Origin of the sequence: Epilithonimonas hispanica (assembly GCF_003385395.1) — a bacterium.
GTDB lineage: Bacteria > Bacteroidota > Bacteroidia > Flavobacteriales > Weeksellaceae > Epilithonimonas > Epilithonimonas hispanica.
Map to the genome: position 1 here is coordinate 23,330 of NZ_QNUG01000015.1, position 23,650 is coordinate 46,979.

The 23,650-nt window shown below is 34.3% G+C and carries 25 protein-coding genes; 10 read left to right on the plus strand and 15 right to left on the minus strand.

The window, feature by feature from the left end:
* Positions 1-102: 102 nt before the first annotated feature.
* The 3 genes from DRF58_RS08690 to DRF58_RS08700 are packed head-to-tail and all read left to right on the plus strand — an operon-like array spanning position 103 to position 2,235.
* Positions 103-1,533, plus strand: coding sequence for a S41 family peptidase (locus DRF58_RS08690; protein ID WP_116034672.1), 1,431 nt, complete (start codon positions 103-105; stop codon positions 1,531-1,533).
* 47 nt (positions 1,534-1,580) lie between these two features.
* Entirely contained in the window at positions 1,581-1,874 is a 294-nt protein-coding gene (locus tag DRF58_RS08695) for a type II toxin-antitoxin system HigB family toxin (RefSeq protein ID WP_116034787.1), read from the plus strand.
* A 4-nt stretch (positions 1,875-1,878) separates the two neighbouring features.
* Complete coding sequence (locus tag DRF58_RS08700; RefSeq protein ID WP_116034786.1) at positions 1,879-2,235, plus strand: helix-turn-helix domain-containing protein; 357 nt, start codon at positions 1,879-1,881, stop codon at positions 2,233-2,235.
* Between the two features lie 404 nt (positions 2,236-2,639).
* Here DRF58_RS08700 and DRF58_RS08705 read toward each other — a convergent pair whose 3' ends face one another.
* The 3 genes from DRF58_RS08705 to pafA all read right to left on the minus strand — a co-directional run bounded on the left by DRF58_RS08705 (position 2,640) and on the right by pafA (position 6,103).
* Complete coding sequence (locus DRF58_RS08705; protein ID WP_116034674.1) at positions 2,640-3,311, minus strand: YceI family protein; 672 nt, start codon at positions 3,309-3,311, stop codon at positions 2,640-2,642.
* A 216-nt stretch (positions 3,312-3,527) separates the two neighbouring features.
* Positions 3,528-4,298 carry a TIGR02757 family protein gene (locus tag DRF58_RS08710; protein ID WP_116034675.1) on the minus strand — a complete coding sequence of 257 codons (771 nt, stop codon included), beginning with the start codon at positions 4,296-4,298 and terminating at the stop codon, positions 3,528-3,530.
* A 158-nt stretch (positions 4,299-4,456) separates the two neighbouring features.
* Positions 4,457-6,103: an alkaline phosphatase PafA gene (gene pafA, locus DRF58_RS08715; protein WP_116034677.1), complete on the minus strand. Its 1,647-nt coding sequence runs from the start codon at positions 6,101-6,103 to the stop codon at positions 4,457-4,459.
* A gap of 428 nt (positions 6,104-6,531) precedes the next feature.
* Here pafA and DRF58_RS08720 point away from each other — a divergent pair, with 428 nt between their 5' ends.
* Both DRF58_RS08720 and DRF58_RS08725 read left to right on the plus strand, forming a co-directional pair.
* Positions 6,532-6,852 (plus strand): FAD-dependent oxidoreductase, encoded by a 321-nt coding sequence (locus DRF58_RS08720; protein WP_245955392.1) that lies wholly within the window; start codon positions 6,532-6,534, stop codon positions 6,850-6,852.
* Positions 6,853-6,870: 18 nt separating this feature from the next.
* Positions 6,871-7,092: a cyclic nucleotide-binding domain-containing protein gene (locus DRF58_RS08725; RefSeq protein ID WP_157966717.1), complete on the plus strand. Its 222-nt coding sequence runs from the start codon at positions 6,871-6,873 to the stop codon at positions 7,090-7,092.
* Positions 7,093-7,772: 680 nt separating this feature from the next.
* Here the strand turns inward: DRF58_RS08725 and DRF58_RS08730 are convergent.
* Positions 7,773-8,699, minus strand: coding sequence for a malate dehydrogenase (locus DRF58_RS08730; protein ID WP_116034680.1), 927 nt, complete (start codon positions 8,697-8,699; stop codon positions 7,773-7,775).
* Between the two features lie 211 nt (positions 8,700-8,910).
* On the opposite strand from DRF58_RS08730, the gene pfkA reads away from it, so the two are divergent.
* The 4 genes from pfkA to recA all read left to right on the plus strand — a co-directional run bounded on the left by pfkA (position 8,911) and on the right by recA (position 12,689).
* Positions 8,911-9,897, plus strand: coding sequence for a 6-phosphofructokinase (gene pfkA / locus DRF58_RS08735; protein ID WP_116034789.1), 987 nt, complete (start codon positions 8,911-8,913; stop codon positions 9,895-9,897).
* Positions 9,898-9,952: 55 nt separating this feature from the next.
* Entirely contained in the window at positions 9,953-10,957 is a 1,005-nt protein-coding gene (gap, locus tag DRF58_RS08740; protein WP_116034682.1) for a type I glyceraldehyde-3-phosphate dehydrogenase, read from the plus strand.
* A 193-nt stretch (positions 10,958-11,150) separates the two neighbouring features.
* Positions 11,151-11,309, plus strand: coding sequence for a hypothetical protein (locus tag DRF58_RS18705; RefSeq protein ID WP_245955388.1), 159 nt, complete (start codon positions 11,151-11,153; stop codon positions 11,307-11,309).
* Between the two features lie 378 nt (positions 11,310-11,687).
* Positions 11,688-12,689: a recombinase RecA gene (gene recA, locus DRF58_RS08750; protein ID WP_116034683.1), complete on the plus strand. Its 1,002-nt coding sequence runs from the start codon at positions 11,688-11,690 to the stop codon at positions 12,687-12,689.
* A gap of 38 nt (positions 12,690-12,727) precedes the next feature.
* On the opposite strand, the gene DRF58_RS08755 is transcribed toward recA, so the two are convergent.
* The 8 genes from DRF58_RS08755 to DRF58_RS08790 form a co-directional block, all read right to left on the minus strand.
* Positions 12,728-13,405 (minus strand): porin family protein, encoded by a 678-nt coding sequence (locus DRF58_RS08755; protein WP_116034685.1) that lies wholly within the window; start codon positions 13,403-13,405, stop codon positions 12,728-12,730.
* Between the two features lie 106 nt (positions 13,406-13,511).
* The gene (gene sucD, locus DRF58_RS08760) at positions 13,512-14,384 is read right to left on the minus strand and encodes a succinate--CoA ligase subunit alpha (RefSeq protein ID WP_116034687.1); all 873 of its coding nucleotides are present in this window, start codon (positions 14,382-14,384) and stop codon (positions 13,512-13,514) included.
* 109 nt (positions 14,385-14,493) lie between these two features.
* Entirely contained in the window at positions 14,494-15,396 is a 903-nt protein-coding gene (locus tag DRF58_RS08765; protein ID WP_116034689.1) for an LpxD N-terminal domain-containing protein, read from the minus strand.
* A 214-nt stretch (positions 15,397-15,610) separates the two neighbouring features.
* Positions 15,611-16,174: an elongation factor P gene (gene efp, locus DRF58_RS08770; RefSeq protein WP_027384968.1), complete on the minus strand. Its 564-nt coding sequence runs from the start codon at positions 16,172-16,174 to the stop codon at positions 15,611-15,613.
* A gap of 31 nt (positions 16,175-16,205) precedes the next feature.
* Positions 16,206-16,994, minus strand: coding sequence for an acyl-ACP--UDP-N-acetylglucosamine O-acyltransferase (gene lpxA / locus DRF58_RS08775; RefSeq protein ID WP_116034691.1), 789 nt, complete (start codon positions 16,992-16,994; stop codon positions 16,206-16,208).
* 3 nt (positions 16,995-16,997) lie between these two features.
* A complete protein-coding gene (locus DRF58_RS08780) occupies positions 16,998-18,392 on the minus strand; it encodes a bifunctional UDP-3-O-[3-hydroxymyristoyl] N-acetylglucosamine deacetylase/3-hydroxyacyl-ACP dehydratase (protein WP_116034692.1) in 1,395 nt (464 codons plus the stop codon).
* Positions 18,393-18,440: 48 nt separating this feature from the next.
* Positions 18,441-19,460: a UDP-3-O-(3-hydroxymyristoyl)glucosamine N-acyltransferase gene (lpxD, locus tag DRF58_RS08785; protein WP_116034694.1), complete on the minus strand. Its 1,020-nt coding sequence runs from the start codon at positions 19,458-19,460 to the stop codon at positions 18,441-18,443.
* 73 nt (positions 19,461-19,533) lie between these two features.
* A complete protein-coding gene (locus tag DRF58_RS08790) occupies positions 19,534-20,748 on the minus strand; it encodes an HD domain-containing protein (RefSeq protein ID WP_116034696.1) in 1,215 nt (404 codons plus the stop codon).
* A 142-nt stretch (positions 20,749-20,890) separates the two neighbouring features.
* Between DRF58_RS08790 and DRF58_RS08795 the strand changes: the two genes are divergently transcribed.
* The gene (locus DRF58_RS08795; protein WP_116034698.1) at positions 20,891-21,373 is read left to right on the plus strand and encodes a hypothetical protein; all 483 of its coding nucleotides are present in this window, start codon (positions 20,891-20,893) and stop codon (positions 21,371-21,373) included.
* Positions 21,374-21,377: 4 nt separating this feature from the next.
* Here DRF58_RS08795 and DRF58_RS08800 read toward each other — a convergent pair whose 3' ends face one another.
* The 3 genes from DRF58_RS08800 to DRF58_RS08810 all read right to left on the minus strand — a co-directional run bounded on the left by DRF58_RS08800 (position 21,378) and on the right by DRF58_RS08810 (position 23,622).
* Positions 21,378-22,226 carry a diacylglycerol/lipid kinase family protein gene (locus tag DRF58_RS08800; protein WP_116034700.1) on the minus strand — a complete coding sequence of 283 codons (849 nt, stop codon included), beginning with the start codon at positions 22,224-22,226 and terminating at the stop codon, positions 21,378-21,380.
* Positions 22,227-22,379: 153 nt separating this feature from the next.
* Positions 22,380-22,814 (minus strand): DUF6526 family protein, encoded by a 435-nt coding sequence (locus DRF58_RS08805; RefSeq protein ID WP_245955389.1) that lies wholly within the window; start codon positions 22,812-22,814, stop codon positions 22,380-22,382.
* A 13-nt stretch (positions 22,815-22,827) separates the two neighbouring features.
* Complete coding sequence (locus DRF58_RS08810) at positions 22,828-23,622, minus strand: RsiV family protein (RefSeq protein ID WP_116034704.1); 795 nt, start codon at positions 23,620-23,622, stop codon at positions 22,828-22,830.
* Between the last annotated feature and the right edge of the window lie 28 nt (positions 23,623-23,650).

The following is a 23,650-nucleotide window of genomic DNA, read 5'->3' on the forward strand; positions in this document are numbered from 1 at the left end:
TTTGGTTTTTGTTTTTGTTAATCATTCCAAATATTTTATAAATTCTGTTAATTGGTTAGAATCTGATTGTCGGTTTCTATATTTTAGTACAAAAAGAAAATTATGATGAAACTTAAATTTAGCATTCTAACAATTCTTCTCATCAACTTTTCAAATGCACAGTTACAAAATCTAGGTTTTGAAAACTCAACAAATAATCTGCCTGATAATTGGAGTATAAAAAAAACAGAATCCTATGACTGGAAAATTGATAACAGTCAGAAATATCAAGGGCAAAATTCTTTTCAGATAGTAGGAAGTTCTAACAATACCAAAACATTTCAATCTTTTTATCAAAAAATCCCTATTGAAGAAAAAGGTAGAAGGAAAATTGAAATCTCTGCTTATGTAAAATCTGAAAACATTGATGGAAAAATTAACCTTTGGTTTCAAGTTTTGGATAAAGATGGCAACAAAATAAATTCCGGAACTACTAATACTCAAGAAAACTCAATAGTTATAAATAGTGATTGGACAAAATACAGATTGCAATTCATCATTGATGAGTATGCAAAAAATTTAAAAATCGGAGGATTATTAGCAGGTTCAGGTAATGTTTGGTTTGATAATTTTGAACTGAAAGTAATTGATTTATCCGATACAAAACCATCAAAAATCGCCTCAGATTATATTGAATATTTCAAAAACTTAATTAAAACTAAATCTATGTTCCTAGACAAAATAGATTGGAACATTGTGGACGAAAACATCAAAAAATTATCCGAAGGTATGGAAACCATTGATGACACAAAACCTGCAATACAATATATGATGAATGTATTGAAAGGTTCCGGAGACATCCATTCTTTCATTGTCTCGAAAAAAAGTACAGAGGCAAAAAAGACATCAAATACGAAAGGAATAGAACCGGAATATAAATTAATCGACTCCAAAATTGGTTATATTATGGTTCCGGGATTTGCCACATCCAATACAGAAATCGGAAATCAGTTTGCCTCGAAAATCAATGAAATGATAAAAAAACTGGATTCTGAAAACGAAATCGCAGGTTGGATTGTAGACCTGAGAACCAATACGGGAGGAAGTATATATCCGATGATACTGGGGCTCGAGAGCCTTTTGGGAGATGGTACTTTAGGATATTTTGTTACTAAAGAAAAAAATGTTCCTTGGATATTAGAAAAAGGAAAATTTGGCAAAAATGAAATACCGCAACCCTATAAATTAAAAAAATTCAATTCTAAAATTGCCATTTTGATTGGAAAAAAGACAGGAAGCGCAGGTGAAGCTACTGTAATCTCGTTCATTGGTAAAAACAATGTGAAGCTGTTCGGGCAACCGACTGCCGGTTTGACCTCGGCTAACTCTTCTTTTCCTTTGAGCGATGGCAGGAGTCTTGCCTTGGCAACTTCTTTTGAAATGGACAGAACGGGAAAAGAATATCGCGAGAAAATAAATCCAGATGTTTTTGTAGAATCAATTCCAGACAAGGATTTAGAATTAGAAACAGCGAAAAGTTGGATTTTGGAATAATTATTCCCAAATTGGGAATTTTTATTTATATTTGTAAAAACATAAAGGTGCGAATTATTGCAAAAAAGATATTGAGAGATTTTTGGGATATTCATTCTGATTGTGAACAGCAATTAAAATCTTGGTATCAGGAAACCAATCTCGCAACTTGGAAAAATCCTAACGAACTGAAAAGTGACTTTCCTAGCGCAAGTCTTCTGAACGACAATCGGGTTTGTTTTAATATCAAAGGAAATAATTACAGACTGATTGTGAAAATTAATTATCATTATCAAATGATGTGGATTCGGTTCATAGGAACTCACGCAGAATATGATAAAATAGATGCAAACAAAATCTAATACAATGACATTAAAACCAATAAAAACGGAAGAAGATTACAATCAGGTTTTAGAAAGACTTTCACAAATTTTCGACGCTAAACCAAATACCAAAGAAGGAGATGAATTGGAAATCTTGGGAATTCTTGTTGAAAAATATGAAAATGAAAATTTCCCCATCGAACTTCCAGACCCAATTGAAGCCATAAAATTCCGGATGGAACAATTGAATTATTCTCAAAACGACCTTGCAGAAGTCATTGGATTAAAAAGCAGAGCCAGCGAAATTCTTAATAAGAAAAGGAAACTTTCCCTCGAAATGATTAGAAAACTGAGCGAAAAATTACATATTCCTACAGAAGTGTTAATCCAAGCTTATTAGACTTATCCACAAAAAAATGTGGATAACCTAGAAATTTTAACATTCAGTTTACATTTCGTATTATTTTTCTTTCTAAATTTACAATAGAGATTTAGGAAATGAACACAAAATTTACTTTTGACTCCATCGGAATTACTCAAATTAAATTTGATATAAAAATTTAAAGGATAGCATTGTCGGCTATCCTTTTTTGTTGTTGTCTAACTAAAAAAAATGAGATGTTTTATCTACTGAACCGGCTTCTAAAGAGTCGGTTCTTTTATTTCACAAAGGCTTCGACTCCGCTCAGCCTGACAATTCTTATTATACATTTAGTACTAAAAGTGTCGCACTGAGCGGAGTCGAAGTGTTTATAATAAAAAAGACTGTCTCTTTCGAAACAGTCTTTCTTTTCATTTCAGATTCTATTTTTTAGAAGCCGTTACATTGATGCCAATTTCAATGTCTTTGCTAATCATCCATTCTGCTGGGTCAGTTTCATCAGTCCCAAATTTGATTCCCCAATCTGCTCTGTTTACAGTAAATTTAGCTTCTATGCTAGCTTTACCTTCAGCAACAGTCACTTTCGCAGGAAAAGAAACATTAAGCGTTTTTCCAAGCAATGTCAAGTTTCCGCTTATCGTTTTGTTAGCTCCAGCAACTGCATCTTTTGGAAGTTCTCCAGCCAAATCAGCTACAGCAGTGATTTTGAAATCAGAAGTTGGTTGTTTCTCAACATCAAAGAAATCAGCATTTTTAAGGTGCGCTTCTAGGTCAGCCGGTTTTTTGTCAGCCTCGGTTACAGACGCAGGATCCACTTTCAAAGTCGTCATATCGATTACGAATTCTCCAGAAGTTACCGCATTATTCTCAACGGTGATTTCTCCAGATTTCAAGTTAAGAATTCCCCATCTTGGCGCAAATCCACCTTTGTGGAACGCTTTCCAATCTACTTTAGACGCTGCCAAATCTACGTTGTAAACTTCACCAGTTTTTGCTGCAACTTCTTGCTCTGCTGTTACAGTTTCTTTTTTGTCGTTACAAGCTGTGAACAACAACGCTGCTCCTACCAATGCTAATACTGTCAATTTTTTCATAGATAATATTTTAAATTAATATTGATTTTTCCTGCAGCAAAAATAAGACCTTAAATTTTGACATCGTATTGATGTACATCAAGAAAGTTTTTTTTAACCACATAGACGCAATTTTTATTCTGAAGTTTACTTTTCAAATAAGAATAAACTTCACATTTACACATAAAATCAATTGTGCTATTCGTGAAAAAACTTTTTGCCTTTTGTGGTTAAATATCATTCAAATTCCTTTGAAACTCCCAATCCAAACAATGCAAAATCGTAAACTGCAGGGTCATCAGCATTATATTTTCTAAGCACTAAATCCAACTCTTCAACCGCTTTCCAATCGTTTTGTTTTCGTTTCAGAATTCCTAATTTACGGGAGATATTGGCGGTATGAACATCCAACGGAACCGATAAAAACTTCGGATCGATCTTTTCCCAAATTCCAAAATCAACGCCTTTTTTATCTTTACGAACCATCCAACGCAGAAACATAATCAATCGTTTGGAAGCGGAATTTTTATAGGGCGAACTCACGTGTTTTTGTCCACGATGTTTTTCGGAAATGAAATGATTTCTGAAACGCTCGATAGAATGAGAAAAATTGATTTCGTTGTCATGGATTAGAAATACATCTTCCAAACTTTCAAAATGAGTGTAAATTCGGCGAAAATTTTTTAGAAAGAAAATAAAATCTTCGTGATTGAATGTTCTGTGAATGGCTTTTTGTGGAATTCTATTTAAGTCAGAATCTGTGAAATTCATGATGAAATCATACGGCGAATTTCCCATCAATTCCATCATTTTATTGGCATCATTGATAATCGATTTTCGATTTCCCCAAGCGATACTTGCAGACAAAAATCCGGCAATCTCGATATCCTGCTTCAAAGAAAAATGATGCGGAATCTGGATTGGGTCATCGGTAATAAAGTCTGGAGAATTGTATAACTCTGCTTTTTCATTTAGCAAATCGAAGATGTCTTTTTCTTTGAAATTCATTGTTCAAAAATACGAATTGTTTTTATCGCCAAGGCGTAAGAATTTTAATTTTAGAAAAGTAAAAAGTCGCAAAGTTCTCATATTGAAAACATTTTGCGACTTAATAAATTAATGAGCTAAAATCTAATATCTAATTTCTAACCTCTAATATCTTTTTTTTATCTCCCAATCACTTCTGTAATTGGATTTCCAACATTCCCACTTGGAAACTGAATATGCAACAAAGCAGAAACCGTTGGTGCGATATCTGTCATAAAATAAGGCTTATTACTTTCTCCGTGATTGATTCCCCAACCCATAAAAATCAAAGGAATATGAGCGTCGTAGGAATTCCAAACACTGTGCGTTGTTCCTTTCTTCGCATAGGTTCGTAACATAGAATCGTGCGAAATCAATTGAATATCACCACTTCTTTCTCTATTGATGCCGTTGATGATTCTTTGTTTAATCGGTTCTGGAATTGTAGCTTCCTGAACTTTAGTAGTAGAAACGGCGTATAAAACTGTCGGGTCTTTTTCTAATTCTTGAATTGTAAAACTTTTAATTTCTTCAAGATTAAGTTTATTGTCTGCAATTAGTTTTCTATTAAAATAAATTTGGTAATTATCGACTCCATTAATCAACTTATCAACCCCGAATTTCTCTTTCAATTTTGAAGTAATATTTTTATCCATTTCTTCGCCAAAGAAACCTGTGGCAATCTTGTGCTCTTTCAAAAAGTCAACAGAATGAGCGCCTCCATGGTCCGCAGAAAGGAAAACTGTATATTGTCCTTTCCCAACTTTGTTATCCAAATATTTGAAAAAATTGGCTAAATCTTGATCCAATCTCAAATAAACATCCTCAACCTCGATGGAATTTGGACCAAATTTGTGTCCTGCATAATCCGTTGAAGCGATATTAATTGCCAAAATATCCGTGATATTGTCACTTCCCAGTTTTTCTCCTTCAATAGATGCTTCCGCCAATTTCAAAGTCAAAGTATTTCCGAAAGGTGTATATCGGATATTATCTTTTTTCTTTTGATAATCTGCCGGCAAATCATTGTAAGGAAAAGTTGGCGTTTTCGCACTTCCCAAAAGTCCTTCCCAATGAGAATTATCCGGAGAACTCTCCGTATATTGATTGATTGGCAATAATGTATTCCAACCATTCGCGACTAATTTATCAGGAAGATTCTGAGAATTGAAAGTTTTAATCCATTCCGGAAGGTCACTCATATAATAAGTACTTGTAATGAAATCCCCAGTAGAATCATCAAACCAAAAAGCGCCGTTTGGTGTATGACCGGCAGGTAAGATAGAAGCTCTGTCTTTCAATGAAACACCTATAACCTTTCCTTGAAAATTAGTTGCTAATCTTAATTCGTCAGTTACAGTTGTTGACCAAAGATTTTTTGGTGAGTGACTTCCTACTTTTATATTAGTAGTTCCAACAGGTTTTACACTTTCGTCAGTAGTACAATAGACATTTTTCCCTGTTTCTTTGTCTGTCCAATCGTTTCCGGCAATCCCGTGAATAGCAGGAACAGAACCTGTATAAATTGAAGTATGCCCAAGAGCTGTTACTGTAGGAACATAGGGAATATGAACATTGTTAAGAGAATATCCTGTATTCAAAAGTCTTTTGAAACCATCGTTCCCGAATTTGTTATAATAACGATAAAGATAATCCCATCTCATCTGGTCTATTACCAAACCAACAACCAACTTTGGCCTTTGCAGTTCTGTATTTTTTTTCTTCTGTGCATTGATGGTGATTACAGACAGAAAAGCAACTGTTGCAATCGTAAATTTTTTTAACATTGTAATAACTTTTTATTGAGCCCAAATTTAAGGCTTTCAAAAGTTTTGGAATGTGAAATTTTTATTAAAGTTTTTTTGCTGGAAATTTAAACGCAAAGAGCGCAAAGATTTTTATAGACTTCAAATAAAAAAAGGCTTCGAGAGCCTCAGCCTGACATCGCTAATATTTTACAACCCAAAACCATAGAATCCAGAATCGAAAAAGCAATTCCCAATATCTTGGACGGAAAAGGTATGAATGACTAAACAGATTTAGGTTCTCACTGATTTGGCAAATTTTGCAGATTAATACAATAAAATGGAGACAGAGCTTTTCACATCGCCTCACTTGTTAAAAACCTTACAGACGATGTTACTTTACTTATAAGAGGAAATGTCGAATTAGCGATCAACAAAAGGAAAAACTAGCCAAGAATAATATTCAAATTATCGAAACAGAAATCTCAGAACTGAAACATCAAAACGGACTGGTTGAAAGCCTTATTTTTTCTGATAGAAAGGAAATTGAATTTGAAGCAGTTTATGGAGCTTTTCCATTCAAACAACATTCGGAGATTCCGCAGATTTTGGGCTGTGAATTGACGGAGATGGGACATATCAAAACTGATTTTATGCAAAAGACCAACATTCCTGGAGTTTTTGTCTGTGGCGATAACTCGTCAATGATGCGATCTGTTGCTAATGCAGTTTATACAGGTAATATTGCCGGAGCAATAGTTAATATGGAGATGGTAACGGATAGTTTTTAATTTAAAAAAATAAGTCTATTGAAATCATTATTAAAAGAACACTTTCTTAAAAATATATCATTGAAAGATGAACAATGGAATTTTATTTCTAAACATTTTCATTCTAAAAAATTTAAAAAGAAAGAGTACATCATCAACAAGGATGAAGTTGTAACTGAAATTTATTTCATCAAATCCGGCTTGGTAAAACTTTATGTGGATGACTTAAACGGAAACGAAAATATTATTTCTTTTGCATGAGAAGATTAGTGGGAAACTGATTTTGAAGCTTTTTATACCCAAAAAAGATCTACTCAAAATCTGCATTGCATCGAAGAAACAGAAACTTTCGTTTTGTCTTACCCAGATTATCTCACAATTTTGAAAACATTTCCCGAGTTGACAGAGTTTTTTCTGATGAAAGCTGTAAACTGACACATCGCCAATCAAAAAAGAATTTTATCAATAATGACATTTTCTGCTCAGAAAAAATATGAAGAATTTATAACATTTATCCTCAGATCATTCAAAGAATTCCAAAAGCTACGCTGTCTTTATACCTGGGGGTCTCAAGAGAAACATTAAGCCGATTTTTCTCAGAACAGCAAAAATTGTGACACACATCACAGACTTTATTTGGCTAATCTTAAAAAAGTAATTCTACAGGCAGATTTTGAGATTAAAAACATCATCCGACTCAATATTTACACTACAAAACACGAAGAATTATTCAAAAATTTTGATATACTTCAAAACTGAATTACTGAACACGAAATTCAACCAACTACAACTGTAATGGAAGTAAAAACTTTATTTGAAACTTTAAAAGTCGAATTTGAGGCAACTGTTGTAAAGTAATAATTAAAAAAAAATTATAATAAATAAAAAAAAACCGCACTTTTCCGAGTGCGGTTTCATTTATATAAAAGTTAATCAACCAATTAAAATTTCAAATCTCCATTCACATCTCTTACAGCTTTCGCAGCTTCAGCGAATTTTGCTTTTTCTTCTTCTGTCAGAGTAATATTAACGATTTTCTCAACACCATTTTTCCCGATGATTGCAGGAACACCAAGACAGATATCGCTTTCACCATATTCTCCATCAAGCATTAGAGAGCAAGGAATCATTTTCTTTTGGTCACATGCAATAGCCTGAACCATTACAGAAACAGCTGCACCTGGCGCATACCACGCAGAAGTTCCTAATAATTTTGTCAATGTGGCTCCTCCAACTTTAGTTTCCTCGATTACAGAAGCTTTTTGCTCATCATTCAAGAATTCTGAAACAGGAACACCATTTCTTGTAGCTTTGCTGTAAAGTGGCAGCATTCCTGTATCAGAGTGCGCTGCGATTACCATTCCGTCAACATCAGAAATTGGAGCAGCCAAAGCCTCTGCCAATCTATATTTGAATCTTGCCGAATCCAAAGCACCGCCCATTCCGATGATTCTTTCTTTTGGAAGCCCCGAAGTTTTATGTACCAAATATGCCATTGTATCCATAGGATTAGAAACAACAATAATGATAACGTTTGGCGAGTTTTTCACAAGATTAGCTGTAACATCTTTTACAATTCCGGCATTGATTCCAATTAACTCTTCTCTCGTCATCCCAGGTTTTCTAGGAATCCCAGAAGTGATGACTGCAACATGAGAATCCGCAGTTTTGCTATAATCTGCCGTTGTACCAGTAATTTTGGTATCAAACCCGTTAAGAGAGGCTGTCTGCATCAGATCCATTGCTTTACCTTCTGCAAAACCTTCTTTGATATCCACCAAAACCACTTCGGATGCGAAATTTTTCATCGCAATATATTCAGCACAAGAAGCTCCAACAGCTCCAGCTCCTACTACAGTTACTTTCATAATATTATTTTTTGTTTAAATTTTTTTAAAACTCTTTTTCGTAAATATAATAAATCTTAGAAAGCCTATTATAAATTAAATTCTAATATTTGTCATATTTTTATGAAGTGATTATTAATTGATACATGACATAATTTATAATACATTATTAAAGTACGTTCCTAAAATGTGATAGAGATTTCGTAAATTTGCTATGAAAAAAATTAAAAATATGTCAGAAAACAACATAAAATCTATTGCTGTTTTGACTTCTGGTGGAGATGCTCCAGGGATGAATGCAGCACTTAGAGCAGTTGTAAGAACAGCAAACCACTACAATATAAACTGTTATGGAATCAGAGAAGGTTATAACGGTCTTATTGCAGGAGATGTTACAAAGATGGGACCTCGTTCCGTAAAAAATATAATTAATCAAGGAGGTACGATTCTAAAGTCTGCAAGATCTAAAGAATTTATGACTCCCGAAGGTAGAAAAAAAGCATACGAACAGTGTCAAAAATTAGGAATTGATGCCATTGTTTGTATTGGTGGGGACGGAAGTTTTACCGGTGCCAAAGTTTTTAATGAAGAGTTTGGTATCAAAGTAATTGGTGTTCCCGGAACAATTGATAATGATATCTTTGGAACAGATAAAACCATTGGTTATGATACGGCTCTAAACACAGCTATGGATGCGATTGATAAAATCCGCGATACTGCCACTTCTCACAACAGAGTTTTCTTTGTAGAGGTTATGGGAAGAGATGCAGGTTTTATTGCACTTAATAGCGGAATTGCGACAGGAGCTTTGGATATTTTAATCCCAGAAAGAAAGGATAGTATTGATGAACTCTTTGAAACTTTTACCACTGCCGAGAAAGTAGGAAAATCCTCTAGCGTGGTTGTGGTTGCAGAAGGCGAAGAGCTAGGAAATATCTATGATCTTGCGAAAGCAACTAAAGAAAAATTTCCTAATTATGACATCCGCGTTACAGTGCTAGGACACATCCAAAGAGGTGGATCGCCAAGTTGTGCTGATAGAGTTTTGGCTAGTCATCTAGGTTACGGTGCGGTAATAGGATTAATGGAAGGACAAAACAAGGTAATGGTTGGTATGCAGTCTAATAAAATTGTATACACGCCAATAGAAGAAGCCATCAAAAAACATAACGAAATAGATAAAGACCTACTTCAAATCGCCGAAATACTTGCGATGTAATTCTTTTTTTCGTAAATTTATAGAAACAAAAAAAACCTTAATATTTTAAAATAATATGTCAACAATTAAAGTAGGAATTAACGGATTCGGGAGAATCGGACGTCTAGTTTTTAGAGCAATGACGGAAAGAAGCAACATCGAAGTTGTAGGTATCAATGACCTTATCGATGCTGAATACATGGCTTACATGCTAAAATACGATTCAGTTCACGGACCGTTCAAAGGAGAAGTATCAGTACAAGGGAACAACCTTGTTGTAAACGGAAAAACAATCCGTGTAACTGCTGAGAAAGACCCTAACAACCTAAAATGGAATGAAGTAGGTGCAGAATACATCGTAGAATCTACAGGTTTATTCCTTACAAAAGAATCTGCTCAAGCTCACATCAATGCTGGCGCAAAAAAAGTAATTCTTTCTGCTCCTTCCAAAGATGATACGCCTATGTTCGTAATGGGTGTAAACCACAAAGAATTGACGGACGATGTAAAAATCTTCTCAAACGCATCTTGTACTACAAACTGTCTTGCACCTTTAGCAAAAGTTATCCACGATAATTTTGGTATCGCAGAAGGTCTTATGACAACTGTACACGCTACTACTGCAACTCAGAAAACTGTAGATGGGCCATCTGCAAAAGACTGGAGAGGTGGTAGATCTGCACTTAACAACATCATCCCATCTTCTACAGGTGCCGCAAAAGCAGTAGGAAAAGTAATCCCTTCTCTTAACGGGAAATTGACTGGTATGTCTTTCAGAGTTCCAACTGCCGATGTTTCTGTAGTTGATTTAACTGTAAGATTGGAAAAACCAACTTCTTATGACGAAATTGCTGCTGCTGTAAAAGCTGCTTCTGAAGGTGATTTGAAAGGAATCCTTGGTTATACAGAAGATGCTGTAGTATCTCAAGACTTTGTTACAGATGCTAGAACTTCTATCTTCGACAAAGAAGCTGGAATTATGCTTTCTCCAACTTTTGTTAAATTGGTATCTTGGTACGATAACGAGTGGGGTTATTCTAACAAATTAACAGACCTATTGGTACACTCTTCTTCTTTATAATTAGAAGTAATTTTACTAAACATAAAACCTCAGAACCTTTTCTGAGGTTTTTTTATATTTTTAAAATGATAAAATTCACAATTATTCTCTGAAGCAAATAACCATAACTTTATCTGAAAGGAAAAAAAAATTTACAACCACGTTTTAAAGACTCTAAACTCATTTCAGAAATTTTTGAGAAATAGGAAACGATATGCATCTAGTAGGATTTCCTAATGCAAAAGTTGGTTTTGAAAATTTTGAAAAATTCTCTCATTACTTTTATGATACTGATCAAGTTGTAAAAGATATTTATTTTTCACAATCATTTACAGGAATTTTAAAGCAAATCGAGACCTACATCAGAAATTGAAAATCTATAAAATGCTAAGAATTCGCTATAAAAACAAGAATAATTTATTCTTATGCTAGACTTCTATCAAGAAACATTATAAAAACTGGGATACCAAGAACCGAGGAGAGCCTATAAATTCTTGGGATATAGAAAACAAAAAACTGTTGCAAATATCAAAAATAATTTTCAATAAAATCTGCGCAAAATTAGTCGGTAGAAAAAATAGAATAAAAAAAGGAGATAAGGATTAAATGAAAGTCTTTAATGACTATCTAAGTATCATAAAAAATTCCAATTTCCTTTAGACACTAGCTAATTCAATAAAAACTCATAAACAAAATAATATTGGATTTTGATTTTAAAATTCCGTATTTTTGAGAATAATTTTTTGAAATAATGAGTACAGCTGACGATAAGAAAAAAGCATTACAATTGGTGCTTGAAAAACTAGATAAAACCTATGGTAAAGGAACTGTAATGACTTTGGGAGAGGATTCTGTTGATACAACAATTGAAGTAATCCCTTCTGGTTCTTTGGGGATTGACCTTGCTTTAGGTGTAGGTGGATATCCTAGAGGAAGAATCATAGAAATCTATGGGCCAGAATCTTCTGGTAAAACAACCCTCACTCTTCACGCCATTGCAGAAGCTCAAAAAGCAGGAGGAATTGCAGCTTTTATAGATGCCGAACATGCTTTTGACAGAAACTATGCAGCCAAATTAGGAATCGATTTAGAAAACCTAATTATTTCTCAACCAGACAATGGTGAGCAAGCTTTAGAAATTGCTGACAACCTAATCAGATCTGGAGCAATAGATATCGTAGTAATTGACTCTGTTGCCGCTCTTACACCAAAAGCAGAGATAGAAGGTGAAATGGGAGATTCTAAAATGGGACTTCATGCAAGATTGATGTCTCAAGCTCTTAGAAAATTGACAGCTACAATTAACAGAACAAAATGTACTGTCATTTTCATTAATCAGCTTCGTGAAAAAATTGGAGTGATGTTTGGAAATCCTGAAACTACAACCGGAGGAAACGCACTTAAGTTCTATGCATCTGTAAGAATCGATATCAGAAAAGCAAGTGCACCTATCAAAAATGGAGACGAAGCTATTGGTAGTCGTGTGAAAGTAAAGGTGGTTAAAAATAAAGTTGCACCACCTTTCAAAATGGCAGAATTCGATATTATGTATGGAGAAGGAGTTTCCAAAGTTGGAGAGATCCTTGATACTGCTGTAGATCTTGCCGTAGTTAAGAAAAGCGGATCTTGGTTTAGCTACGAAGATACAAAACTAGGACAAGGACGTGACGCTGTAAAAGAAGTATTGAGAGATAACCCAGAATTATCGGAAGAAATTGAAGGTAAAATCAAAGAAATCATCAAGAATAAGTAATCAAAATAAAAGGCTGTGAATTATCACAGCCTTTGTTTTTATTTGAAGAAGTAAGTTAAACCTAAGCTTAGAACATGCTCCGATTTTTTCTTTTGTGTATTAGGATCCATCGTCCAAGTCTCTACAAGATTAGGATAAGTATTTGATAGTCCAATATCATATTTGAGTGCAATCTCTAGTTGTCTTTTATAGCTATAACCAATACCCGCACCGATTCCAAAATTGAAAGAATTGGCTTTTCCATTGATATCCGGGTAATCTGGATTTGTTACATTTGGATCATAATATCCTCTTTCAGCTGGTGCGTTCTTTACTTTTTGACTAATCAAAAAATTAAATCTAGGTCCTACCAATCCATAAAACTCAGACTCTGCTTCAGAGAAATAAGCTTTAAAATTAAATGGAACACTCAAGTAATTGTTAGCATAAACTGCGTGCTCCCATCCAACTGTCTTTTCATATTTTCTGTCTCCTCCTTCGCCAGCTCCAAAATACAAAACTTCTGCCTGAATGTAAAATTGTTCATCAACACCTATTGGCACTTGTGCTGTAACTCCACCTAACACAGAGAACCTTGGCCCCGAAGGATGGTGAGCATTTATAACTCTAGAATATGTTCCTCCTGCAACGACACCAAACTCAGTAGATCTGAAATCAATTTGCGCTTGAGAAAAAAACGACATTAACAATAAGGACCCAAAAAGGTTTTTTTTCATAACTTGTGTTTTTATAAATATTTTTCTTTTCAAATTTAAATAAAAAAAATGAGAAGCCCAGAAGAGCTTCTCAAAATATCTTTAAAAGTATTCTAACTAAAGAATTTTATGCTAAAACAGCAGCAACAGTTTTACCAATCTCTGCAGGAGAATCTACAACGTGGATACCGTTTTCTTTCATAATAGCCATTTTTGCTTGTGCAGTGTCATCAGCTCCTCCAACGATAGCTCCTGCGTGTCCCATTGTTCTACCTTTTGGAGCAGTTTGTCCAGCGATGAAACCTACAACTGGTTTTGTAGAACCACTAGCTTTGTACCATCTTGCAGCTTCAGCTTCTAGAGATCCTCCAATTTCTCCAATCATTACAACAGCTTCTGTTTCTGGATCGTTGATAAACAATTCCAAAGCTTCTTTTGTAGTAGTTCCGATAATTGGATCTCCACCGATTCCGATAGCTGTAGAAACACCATAACCAGCTTTTACAACCTGATCAGCAGCTTCATAAGTCAAAGTTCCAGATTTTGAAACGATACCAACTTTTCCTTTTTTGAAAACGAAACCAGGCATAATTCCGATTTTAGCTTCGTCTGAAGTGATGATACCAGGACAGTTTGGGCCGATCAAACGAACATCTCTGTCTTGGATATAATCCTTAACTTTTACCATATCAGCAACAGGAATTCCTTCTGTGATACATACAATAACTTTGATTCCTGCTTCAGCAGCTTCCATTACAGCATCTGCAGCAAATGCAGGCGGAACGAAAATAATACTCACATTAGCACCCGCTTTTTCTACAGCTTCTGCAACTGAGTTGAAAACAGGTTTACCAAGGTGCTCAGTTCCTCCTTTTCCCGGAGTTACACCACCAACAACGTTGGTTCCGTAATCGATCATTTGACCTGCGTGAAAAGTACCTTCGTTACCAGTAAATCCTTGTACGATAACTTTAGAATCTTTGTTTACTAATACTGACATTTTTTATTATTATTTATTGATTTTATAAACATTTGTTACTCGCAAAAATAACGATAATTATTCAGAATTTTCTTTATAAAATACTTTTTTTGAATATTAAAAATATGATTTACTTCAGATTTTTGATTTTAACTTCTTTTCTAAGATACTGTTTGAACTCCTCCGCAATGGGACCAAAATAAGTACCTTTTTTCAAATCTCTATTAACACCGACTTTTGCAAGAAGTACTGTTCCTTTTTCGATTCTGACACCAGATGCCATCCCAACTTGCCCCCAAATTGTTACTTCATCTTCAATAATACAACATCCAGCAATTCCAGTTTGTGAAGCTATCAAACATCTTTTTCCAATAATTGTATCGTGTCCAATTTGGATTTGATTGTCTAAAACAGACCCTTCTCCAATGGTTGTAGAATCGGTAACACCTCTATCAATGGTACATCCATTCCCTATTTCAACATTATTTTCGATGATAACGTTCCCAACAGAAATTAATCTATCAAAATTACCATTCAGTTTTCTGTAATAGAAAGCGTCGCCTCCTAAAACTGTATTAGCTTGAATAATAACATTATCTCCTATTACAGTTCTATCACCGATCACAACATTGGGGAAAATATGGCAATTTTTTCCAATTCTTACATCATTTCCAATAACAACAGATGGATGAATGGAAGTCCCGTCTCCTACTTCCAAATCGTGAAGTTCTTCTTTGAAATTTGAAATCCTTGTGAAGTGCGTATTGATTTTATTAAAATCACGAAAAGGATCATCTGAAACCAAAAGGGCTTTACCTTCTGGACATTCTACTTCTTTATCGATTAAGATGATTGTAGCAGCAGAATTGAGAGCCTTGTCATAGTATTTTGGATGGTTAACAAAAACTATTTCTCCTGGTTTTATCATATGAATTTCATTGGTTCCTAGAACCGGAAAATTTTCGTCTCCGATATATTTTGCACCAATGATATCTGCAACAACTTTAAGTGTTTGAGGTTGATTGAAAGTCATAACTAGATGTTAGAATTTAGACATTAGATTTGGGTAAAATCGTCTTTATGAATACGAATCTGCAGCCCGACTTGAGTGGAGCTCTTTTTCTTTTTTGACAGAAAAAGAAAAAAGCGGGAACGGAAGGCGGATTAAGCTGCCCCAAATAAAAAATAATTGATCTAAAATAAAAATGGAAGTTTGAAGATCAACTCCAGACTTCCATCTTTTAATTTTATTTTACTCTTTCCAAGTAAGAGCCGTCTTCTGTGCTGATTTTAATTTTGTCACCTGGCTCGATGAACAATGGAACCATTACTCTTGCGCCTGTTTCTACGATTGCATTTTTCAAAGCGTTGGTAGCTGTATTTCCTTTAACCCCAGGATCAGCTTCGATAACTTCTAAGTAAACTGACTGAGGAAGTTCCGCAGAAAGTGGCGTTTCATCAGCTTCTTTCAAGATGATTGTTACCTCTTCCCCTGCTTTCATCAAGTTAGAGTTCTCGATCATTTCTTTGTTAAGATAAAGCTGAGAGAAGTCCTCGTTATTCATGAAGTGGAATCCATTCTCATCATCATAAAGATATTGGAATTTTCTTGTGATTACCTTTACTTCATCAATTTTGTGACCTGCTGAAAAAGTATTATCAAGAACTTTTCCATTGGTTACAGATTTTAATTTTGTTCTTACGAAAGCAGGACCTTTACCTGGTTTTACGTGTAGAAACTCGATTACTTTGAAAATATCATTGCTGAATTCTATGCAAAGTCCTTTTCTGATATCGTTGCTTGTTGCCATTAGTTATATATAAACTTGTAATTATTTTAAATTATTCTTTTCCAGAACCATAACCTTTTACAATACCTCGAGGAGAATTCTGGATAAATGTAATGATCTCATCTCTCTCCATTGTAGGTAGCATTTCTTTCTCAATGAATTCTATTGCTTGTGTGGTATTCATTTTCATTTGGAAAATAGCTCTGTAGATTTTTTGGATTTCGAAGATTTTCTCATTAGTAAAACCTCTTCTTCTAAGTCCTACAGAATTGATACCCGCGTAAGAGATAGGTTCTCTTGCTACTTTAACATACGGTGGGATATCTTTTCTGATTAATGAACCACCGGAAATCATAGCATGTTTTCCAATTTTCCCAAATTGTTGAATTGCTGACAAACCTCCCATAACTGTGAAATCTCCTATTTCTACGTGCCCTGCAATTCCACAACCGTTGGCAATAATCACATTATTCCCAATGATACAGTCGTGAGCAACGTGAGAAGTCGCCATAATCAAGCAGTTCTCTCCTACTTTTGTATAGCCAAGTGCTTTTGTTCCTCGGTTGATGGTAACACATTCTCTAAGAGTTGTCCCGTCACCAATAATGGTTTGAGTATCTTCTCCATCAAATTTAAGATCCTGTGGCACAGCCGAAATAACTGTTCCTGGAAAAATCTTACAATTTTTTCCGATTCTAGCGCCATCCATAATGGTGACATTAGATCCAATCCAAGTTCCTGCTCCTATAACTACGTCTGCTGCGATAGTACTGAACGGTTCTACGGTTACATTTTTACCAATTTTGGCACGTGGATCTACTGCTGTTAGCTGATGAATCATAAATTAAATTTTAGTTTTTGCAACTTGAGCCATCAGTTCTGCTTCAACAACAACACTGTCTCCAACATAACCATAACCTTGCATATGTACAATTCCTCTTCTGATTGGTTCTATCAATTCTATCTTGAAAATAACCTGATCTCCTGGAACTACTTTTTTCTTGAACTTAACATTATCCATCTTTACAAAGTAAGTTGAATAATTCTCTGGATCTGGAACGTTTGCCAAAACCAATATACCTCCAACTTGTGCCATTGCCTCAATTTGTAAAACACCTGGCATTACTGGCTCTTTTGGGAAATGTCCTACGAAGAACGGTTCGTTCATAGTAACATTTTTAAGACCCACAACGTGAGTATCAGATAATTCTAAGATTTTATCTACCAACAAAAAGGGTGGTCTGTGTGGTAACAATCTCATAATTCCGTTGATATCGAAAACAGGCTCAGCCTTCAAATCAAAATCTGGAACATTTTTTCTTTTTTGCAATTTGTATTGTCTGTTTAGTTTTTTTGCAAACTGAGTGTTTACAAAGTGTCCTGGTTTATTAGCAATAACTCTACCTTTGATTCTAACTCCTACTAAAGCCAAATCACCAATTACATCAAGTAATTTATGACGAGCCGCTTCATTAGTATAATTAAGGGTTAAATTATCAAGAATACCGTTTGGACGGATAGAAACTTCGTCTTTTCCGAAAGCAACTTTTAGTTTTTCAAGAGTTTCTGGCGTCAACTCTTTATCAACATACACAATGGCATTACTGATGTCACCACCTTTGATAAGATTGGCATCCAAAAGTTGCTCTAGTTCATGTAAAAAGCTGAATGTTCTAGCAGAAGCAATCTCATCCTTGAACTCAGAAAGATTTTTCATACTAGCATTTTGAGTTCCCAAAACTTTGGTACCAAAATCTACCATTGTTGTAATCTCGTAATCATCAGCAGGGATGACAGTAATCTCAGAACCTGTAGAAGGGTCGATATAGTTCATTACTTCTTTGATCACAAGATATTCTCTAGGAAGCTCTTGTTCCTGAATGCCTACTTTTTCTATCGCTTCTACAAAAAATTTAGAAGAACCGTCCAAGATTGGCGGCTCTGCACTGTTCATTTCAAGAATTGCGTTATCAACGTCCATCCCGACCAAAGCTGCCAAAAGATGCTCGCAAGTATGGATTTTAACGCCTAACTTCTCAAGAGTAGTTCCTCTTTCTGTAGTAGTTACGTAATTGACATCAGCCTCAACTTGAGGATGACCTTCTAGGTCTGTTCTTACGAATACAAATCCAGTATTTTCTTTTGCTGGTTTGATTCTCAAATTAACCTCTTTTCCTGTGTGAAGACCTATTCCAGAAAGCTGGATTTCTTCTTTGATTGTTTTTTGTTTATCACTCATTGTAATAGTTTTGAGGCGGGAAGAACTATGTCTTGGCTCCTGATACCTTTACTCTGATTTTTTATTTTCTAAATCGTTTATTCTTTTGACAATATCCGTAAAATTACGAAAATGTACATAGTTTCTTCTATAATCGCTGTAGTTGATTGCAGGCGAACCATAAAGCGTTTCTCCATCTTTTGCAGAAGAATTAACACCACTTTGAGCCTGAATCTTAACTTGATTTCCTATCTTGATATGACCTACAATTCCTACCTGTCCACCAATCTGATTCCAATCTCCGATAACGGTTGAACCGGCAATTCCTGCTTGTGAAGCTATTACATTGTTCTGACCTATTTTCACATTATGAGCAATTTGGATTAGATTATCAATCTTAGTTCCTTTTCCAATAATTGTAGAACCGATTGTTGCTCGGTCAATACTACAGTTAGAACCAATTTCTACATCATCTTCAATGATAACATTTCCTAATTGAGGAATTTTTTTGAAGCCATCAGCAGTCGGCTGGAAACCAAATCCATCTCCACCAACAACTGTATTGGAATGGATAACACAATTATCTCCAACGATACAATAATCATATATTCTTGCGCCACTGTCAATTTTGCAGTTCTTTCCAATTTTTACTCCTTTTCCAATGTAAACGTGCGGAAAAATCTGTGTATTATCACCAATTTTAGCGTTCTCAGAAACATAAGTAAAAGCGCCGATGTAAACATCTTCGCCTACTTTCGCAGTTTCGTGGAAAAATGAACCAGCTTCTATCCCAGTTCTTCTGCCTTGCATCTCTTGATAAAGATTCATCAAAACCTGAAAAGAAAGATATGCATCTTCCACAGCAATAATCACAGGTCTGTAATCTCTGTCTTCCACAAGATTTTCAGAAACGATTAAAACTGCACATTCTGTTTCGTCAATAAAATGAGAAAAACGACTTTGGCCAACGAAAGACAAATGTCCTTGTTCTCCATTTTCTATAGGAGAAACTCCTGTAATAACAGTTTTTCCGTCACCAATGATTTTGCCGTTTATTAATTCTGCAATTTGTTCTGCGCTAAATTCCATAGTTTGCAAAGATAAATATTTTATTAATTATCTTTTAATTTTTTATGACGAATCAAAGTTACTTTTACTTTACTTATATTATTTCTCTAGGAAAATAAATGATATATTTTTTCGTCGCATTCTCCATACAGCCAAATAAGATCTGATTTTCAGACTCTTCCAACTTCATCGTTTCTCCTGTTTTGTTCATCAAATAAATCGGTTGTTTTTCTGTATCATAAGGTAAAAGCGAACGAGAAATCTGTCCTACGATTTCCTCTCCATTATCAATTCCGAAAAATTTATTCGTTTTTTCAATTTTATCTTTAATAAAGTCTTCTGAAAAAGGCTTGGAAGAAATAATACTTTTCGGAAAATCTCGATATATAACAATTTTACAAAGTCTTGACAATACAAAATCCTCATTCTCAGCCCATTCTTTGATGGCTTGGTAAACATCCATATCATCCAACATCGTGAATCTTCTGATATCTTCTTCAGTTGCTTCTTCAAATTTATTTTTAACTAAAAAATATTTCAAGTTAGAAGGTGCTTCCAAATCTACATTTTGAGAAACCAAATATTTGGCTCTATTAAGAATCTGAACCAGAATATGTTCGCCCAACGCCGCAGTTTTATGATAATAAACCTGCCAATACATAAACATTCTCGCTGTCAGATAATTTTCAATAGAATAAATTCCTTTTGCGTCAATAACAAGTTTTTCATCACTCACATTCATCATAGAGATGATTCTCTCCACATTTACGCTTCCTTCGGAAACGCCTGTGTAGAAACTATCTCGCTTCAGATAATCCATTCTGTCAACATCCAATTGAGATGAAATCAACTGATTGAAAAAAGGTCTGTGATATTTGCCTTGAAACATTTCGATTGCCAAATCTAATTTCCCTTTGAATTCTTTATTCAAACGGTTCATCAGCAAAATTGAGATTTTCTCGTGATGCCAATCGTCCATCAACATATTTTCCAAAGCGTGCGAAAACGGACCGTGGCCAATATCGTGAAGTAAAATTGCCAACATCGCCGCTTTTTCTTCTTCTTTGGAAACTTTTACGCCTTTTAGTTTAAGCGTTTCCAAAGCTTTGAACATTAGATTCATTGCACCAAGAGCATGAAGAAATCTGGTATGTTTTGCACCAGGAAAAATGAGGGAAAGAAGTCCGGTTTGAGAAATCCTTCTGAGTCTTTGAAAATAAGGATGTTCTATAATATCAAACAAAATCTCGTGAGGAATTTTGATAAAACCGTGAACTGGGTCGTTGATAATCTTGAGTTTATTCTGCACCTTTCAATATTGATGATTGATACAAAAATAAGGAAATTAAAATGGTTTTATGTAATAAATAATAAGACGTGAATAAAAGAATTAATTATATTGATTGTATATTCGTGATTCTTTCAAGAGTCTAATATTAATAAAAAAACTAATGAGCATCTTTCCTTCAACAATTTATGAATTCAAACTTATTAATGGGCAAACTGAAACTTTAGAAAGACTAAATAGAAGAACCGAAGAATCCGAAAGTCTTATATCAAAAGTAACAGAAAAGTCTTTTATTGGAAAAGTAAAAAACAATAATTTTAGAATCATTTCATCAAACATCGGAAAAGGTGCTTTTTGTACATTAACCGGATTTATAAAAGAAGAAAAAGGAAAAGTTTTAGTGGAAATCAATAAACCCTTCAAAATACTTCTTACAATATTGATGCTTTTCCCCTTTGTTGCATTTTTCATCCAATTATTTTCAAAAACAGCTGAATTCAATCCAATATTCATAATAGTTTGCATAGGTCAAGTTTTAATTATTAGATTTTTTTTCATTGGAATATTCTTTAAAATACAATCCAAACAAAGCATCAGCAAACTATCCGACGTTCTTGACACAGAATGGATTAATAAAAAAGAATAAATTCTCAAACCAAAATCCGTAAACTCTTCGGTAACACTTTGATATGAATAGGAGACTTAATTTTCTTGAATTCTCCATCGATGTGCCAAGTTTTTGTATTCACTTTGAACTCAATTTCTGAAACAGGAAGATAAGTCACGTAATCATCGTCTTTCAAGCGTTTTGTAAACATTCTGAAAGCGAAAAATGGAGAATACGTCAACGGAAATTTCTTAACCAAAACCAAATCTACCAAACCGTCACTTTTACTCGCCATAGGTGCAATATAAGCGTTGTTCCCGAATTGGCGTGTGTTAGCGATATTTAGCATTAGATATTTGCCATTGTATTGCTTGTAGTTTTCTTCTAGGAATTTGATTTTAATTGGCTTGTATTTGAAAAAAGTCTGGATAGAAACTTTGATATAGTTTTTAAAACCTCGACTGGTTTTTTCAAATTCCTTCACCACTTTTCCATCAAATCCGGTTCCCGAAACATTAATCGAAAAATGTTCGTTGACCATAAACGTATCGATTTCCTTGGATTTTTTAGCTTCAATTTTTTCTAAAAGTCGGGAAATATTTTTGTTGAAATTAGTTTCATTAGAAAAGCCATTGCCGGAACCTGCCGGGAAAACTGCAAGAATTTTGTTAGTATTAATGAGTTTTTGAGCAACAACCGAAATAGTTCCATCACCTCCAACAGCCACGAAAACATCAACATCATTCCAAACTCTTCGGATAAACTCATCGGTATCCTCCAAAGATTGGGAAACCAAATAAAGCGGATTATCAACTTTTTTGTGAAGCTCGTCCACAAAAGGCTGATAATTTTTCTTCGCCGAAAAAGGATTGATGATGAAGGCTGATTTCATTTTGTCAAAAATAAAAATACTCTGAGGATTTCAGAGTATTATTTGAATTAATTTTATTTATTGGGCTTCGAGAGCCTCAGCCAGAAAATACAAACGATTCAGTCTTTTTTATTAAAGTTGTCATCCTGAGGCGCTGAAAGGATTTTCATATTTTTAAATTCTTCTGTTATCGGCTTTCCAGTTTTTGATATTCTGTTTTATTTTGGAAGAAGACCAATCATTCTCGATGGTTTTGTTGATTAATTCTATCAAATCTTCGTCTTCAGAAAACCTCAACGCAAAAATCTGAGAGTCGGAAAATTGATATGGTAAACTTTCCAATCGATTACCCGTAAAAGCAAAATATCGGAACTTGAATTCATTAATAATCAATCGGTCTTGCAATCCTAAAGCATAATGTTGGCGAAGCATAAATGATAATATAATTATTGAAATAATAACTGCGGAAACCATCAGCCAAATCAAACTTACACCTCTTTCATCAACCGCATTATCCCAAAATTCAAAAAGTGACAACACTAATAAAATCAACATTATCGGATAGAAAATAAAATGATGTAAAGGATAATATTTCCTATGATTTTTCAAATTTTGACTCATCTTACTTGATATTATATTGTTTGATAAACCCCGGTTTCAATTGGTCTTTGATATCTTTAAAATTTAAAGTAATATAAACAACACCGGCTGCATAAGCCGTAATCTCGTATTGATTATAGACAAACGTAATTTTATCTTTATCAAAATAGAAATTGTTATTGGGTGAGATTTTATCTTCCAAAAGCATTTCTTTTTGCTCCGGTTCATCAAAATGAGCTTTCAATATCTTATCCCAACTAGCATCCGCAGGATTTTTAAGAATGTCATTTTGGGAAATCACTTTATTATTTTTTAAATCAAAAGTTTTGTAATTTTCAAAATAATAACCGTGTGCACCACCGGAATATCCACTTCCAAAGTAGCGCAAAGTAAGAATATCATCCTTATGAGAAACCACCTTCATTGCAGAAGACTCGTCCCAAGTCTGCTTGAATTCTGGAGACCATTCTTCTGAACTTTTCTTGTTATCTGCAAAGCTTTTCTGCATTTGTTTCATCAAAGCAGCTTTTAGAGAATTAGCGTCGTAAGAAGTTCCGTCGAACTTGAATTCTTTATAAATACTATCAAGAATCACTTTGTTTTGAATTGATGGGAAAACAAGCAATTGTCTGTCAAATTTGGCTGTCAGATTTTTATTAATTACCAAAGAATCCTGAACTCTAACTGAATCTATCACGAATTCGTTCTTTGTAACAAGACTGTCTGATTTTGAAACTTCTGTAGTTACTTTATTGTCTTTTTTAGAACAAGAAGCCACTAAAATGCCTAAAGACAAAATAACAAATAAATTTTTCATAGTTTTATTTTAATTGATAATATTCTGA

Bases quoted from the DNA above. Each gene is read 5' to 3' on its own strand.
- DRF58_RS18705 (WP_245955388.1), top strand. From the start codon at position 11,151: ATGCATCTAGTAGGATTTCCTAATGCAAAAGTTGGTTTTGAAAATTTT.
- DRF58_RS08700 (WP_116034786.1), top strand. From the start codon at position 1,879: ATGACATTAAAACCAATAAAAACGGAAGAAGATTACAATCAGGTTTTA.
- DRF58_RS08730 (WP_116034680.1), bottom strand. From the start codon at position 8,699: ATGAAAGTAACTGTAGTAGGAGCTGGAGCTGTTGGAGCTTCTTGTGCT.
- DRF58_RS08690 (WP_116034672.1), top strand. From the start codon at position 103: ATGATGAAACTTAAATTTAGCATTCTAACAATTCTTCTCATCAACTTT.
- DRF58_RS08810 (WP_116034704.1), bottom strand. From the start codon at position 23,622: ATGAAAAATTTATTTGTTATTTTGTCTTTAGGCATTTTAGTGGCTTCT.
- pafA (WP_116034677.1), bottom strand. From the start codon at position 6,103: ATGTTAAAAAAATTTACGATTGCAACAGTTGCTTTTCTGTCTGTAATC.
- sucD (WP_116034687.1), bottom strand. From the start codon at position 14,384: ATGTCAGTATTAGTAAACAAAGATTCTAAAGTTATCGTACAAGGATTT.
- DRF58_RS08795 (WP_116034698.1), top strand. From the start codon at position 20,891: ATGAGCATCTTTCCTTCAACAATTTATGAATTCAAACTTATTAATGGG.
- DRF58_RS08800 (WP_116034700.1), bottom strand. From the start codon at position 22,226: ATGAAATCAGCCTTCATCATCAATCCTTTTTCGGCGAAGAAAAATTAT.
- recA (WP_116034683.1), top strand. From the start codon at position 11,688: ATGAGTACAGCTGACGATAAGAAAAAAGCATTACAATTGGTGCTTGAA.
- DRF58_RS08780 (WP_116034692.1), bottom strand. From the start codon at position 18,392: ATGAGTGATAAACAAAAAACAATCAAAGAAGAAATCCAGCTTTCTGGA.
- DRF58_RS08755 (WP_116034685.1), bottom strand. From the start codon at position 13,405: ATGAAAAAAAACCTTTTTGGGTCCTTATTGTTAATGTCGTTTTTTTCT.
- DRF58_RS08765 (WP_116034689.1), bottom strand. From the start codon at position 15,396: ATGACTTTCAATCAACCTCAAACACTTAAAGTTGTTGCAGATATCATT.
- lpxA (WP_116034691.1), bottom strand. From the start codon at position 16,994: ATGATTCATCAGCTAACAGCAGTAGATCCACGTGCCAAAATTGGTAAA.
- DRF58_RS08705 (WP_116034674.1), bottom strand. From the start codon at position 3,311: ATGAAAAAATTGACAGTATTAGCATTGGTAGGAGCAGCGTTGTTGTTC.
- efp (WP_027384968.1), bottom strand. From the start codon at position 16,174: ATGGCAACAAGCAACGATATCAGAAAAGGACTTTGCATAGAATTCAGC.
- pfkA (WP_116034789.1), top strand. From the start codon at position 8,911: ATGTCAGAAAACAACATAAAATCTATTGCTGTTTTGACTTCTGGTGGA.
- gap (WP_116034682.1), top strand. From the start codon at position 9,953: ATGTCAACAATTAAAGTAGGAATTAACGGATTCGGGAGAATCGGACGT.
- DRF58_RS08710 (WP_116034675.1), bottom strand. From the start codon at position 4,298: ATGAATTTCAAAGAAAAAGACATCTTCGATTTGCTAAATGAAAAAGCA.
- lpxD (WP_116034694.1), bottom strand. From the start codon at position 19,460: ATGGAATTTAGCGCAGAACAAATTGCAGAATTAATAAACGGCAAAATC.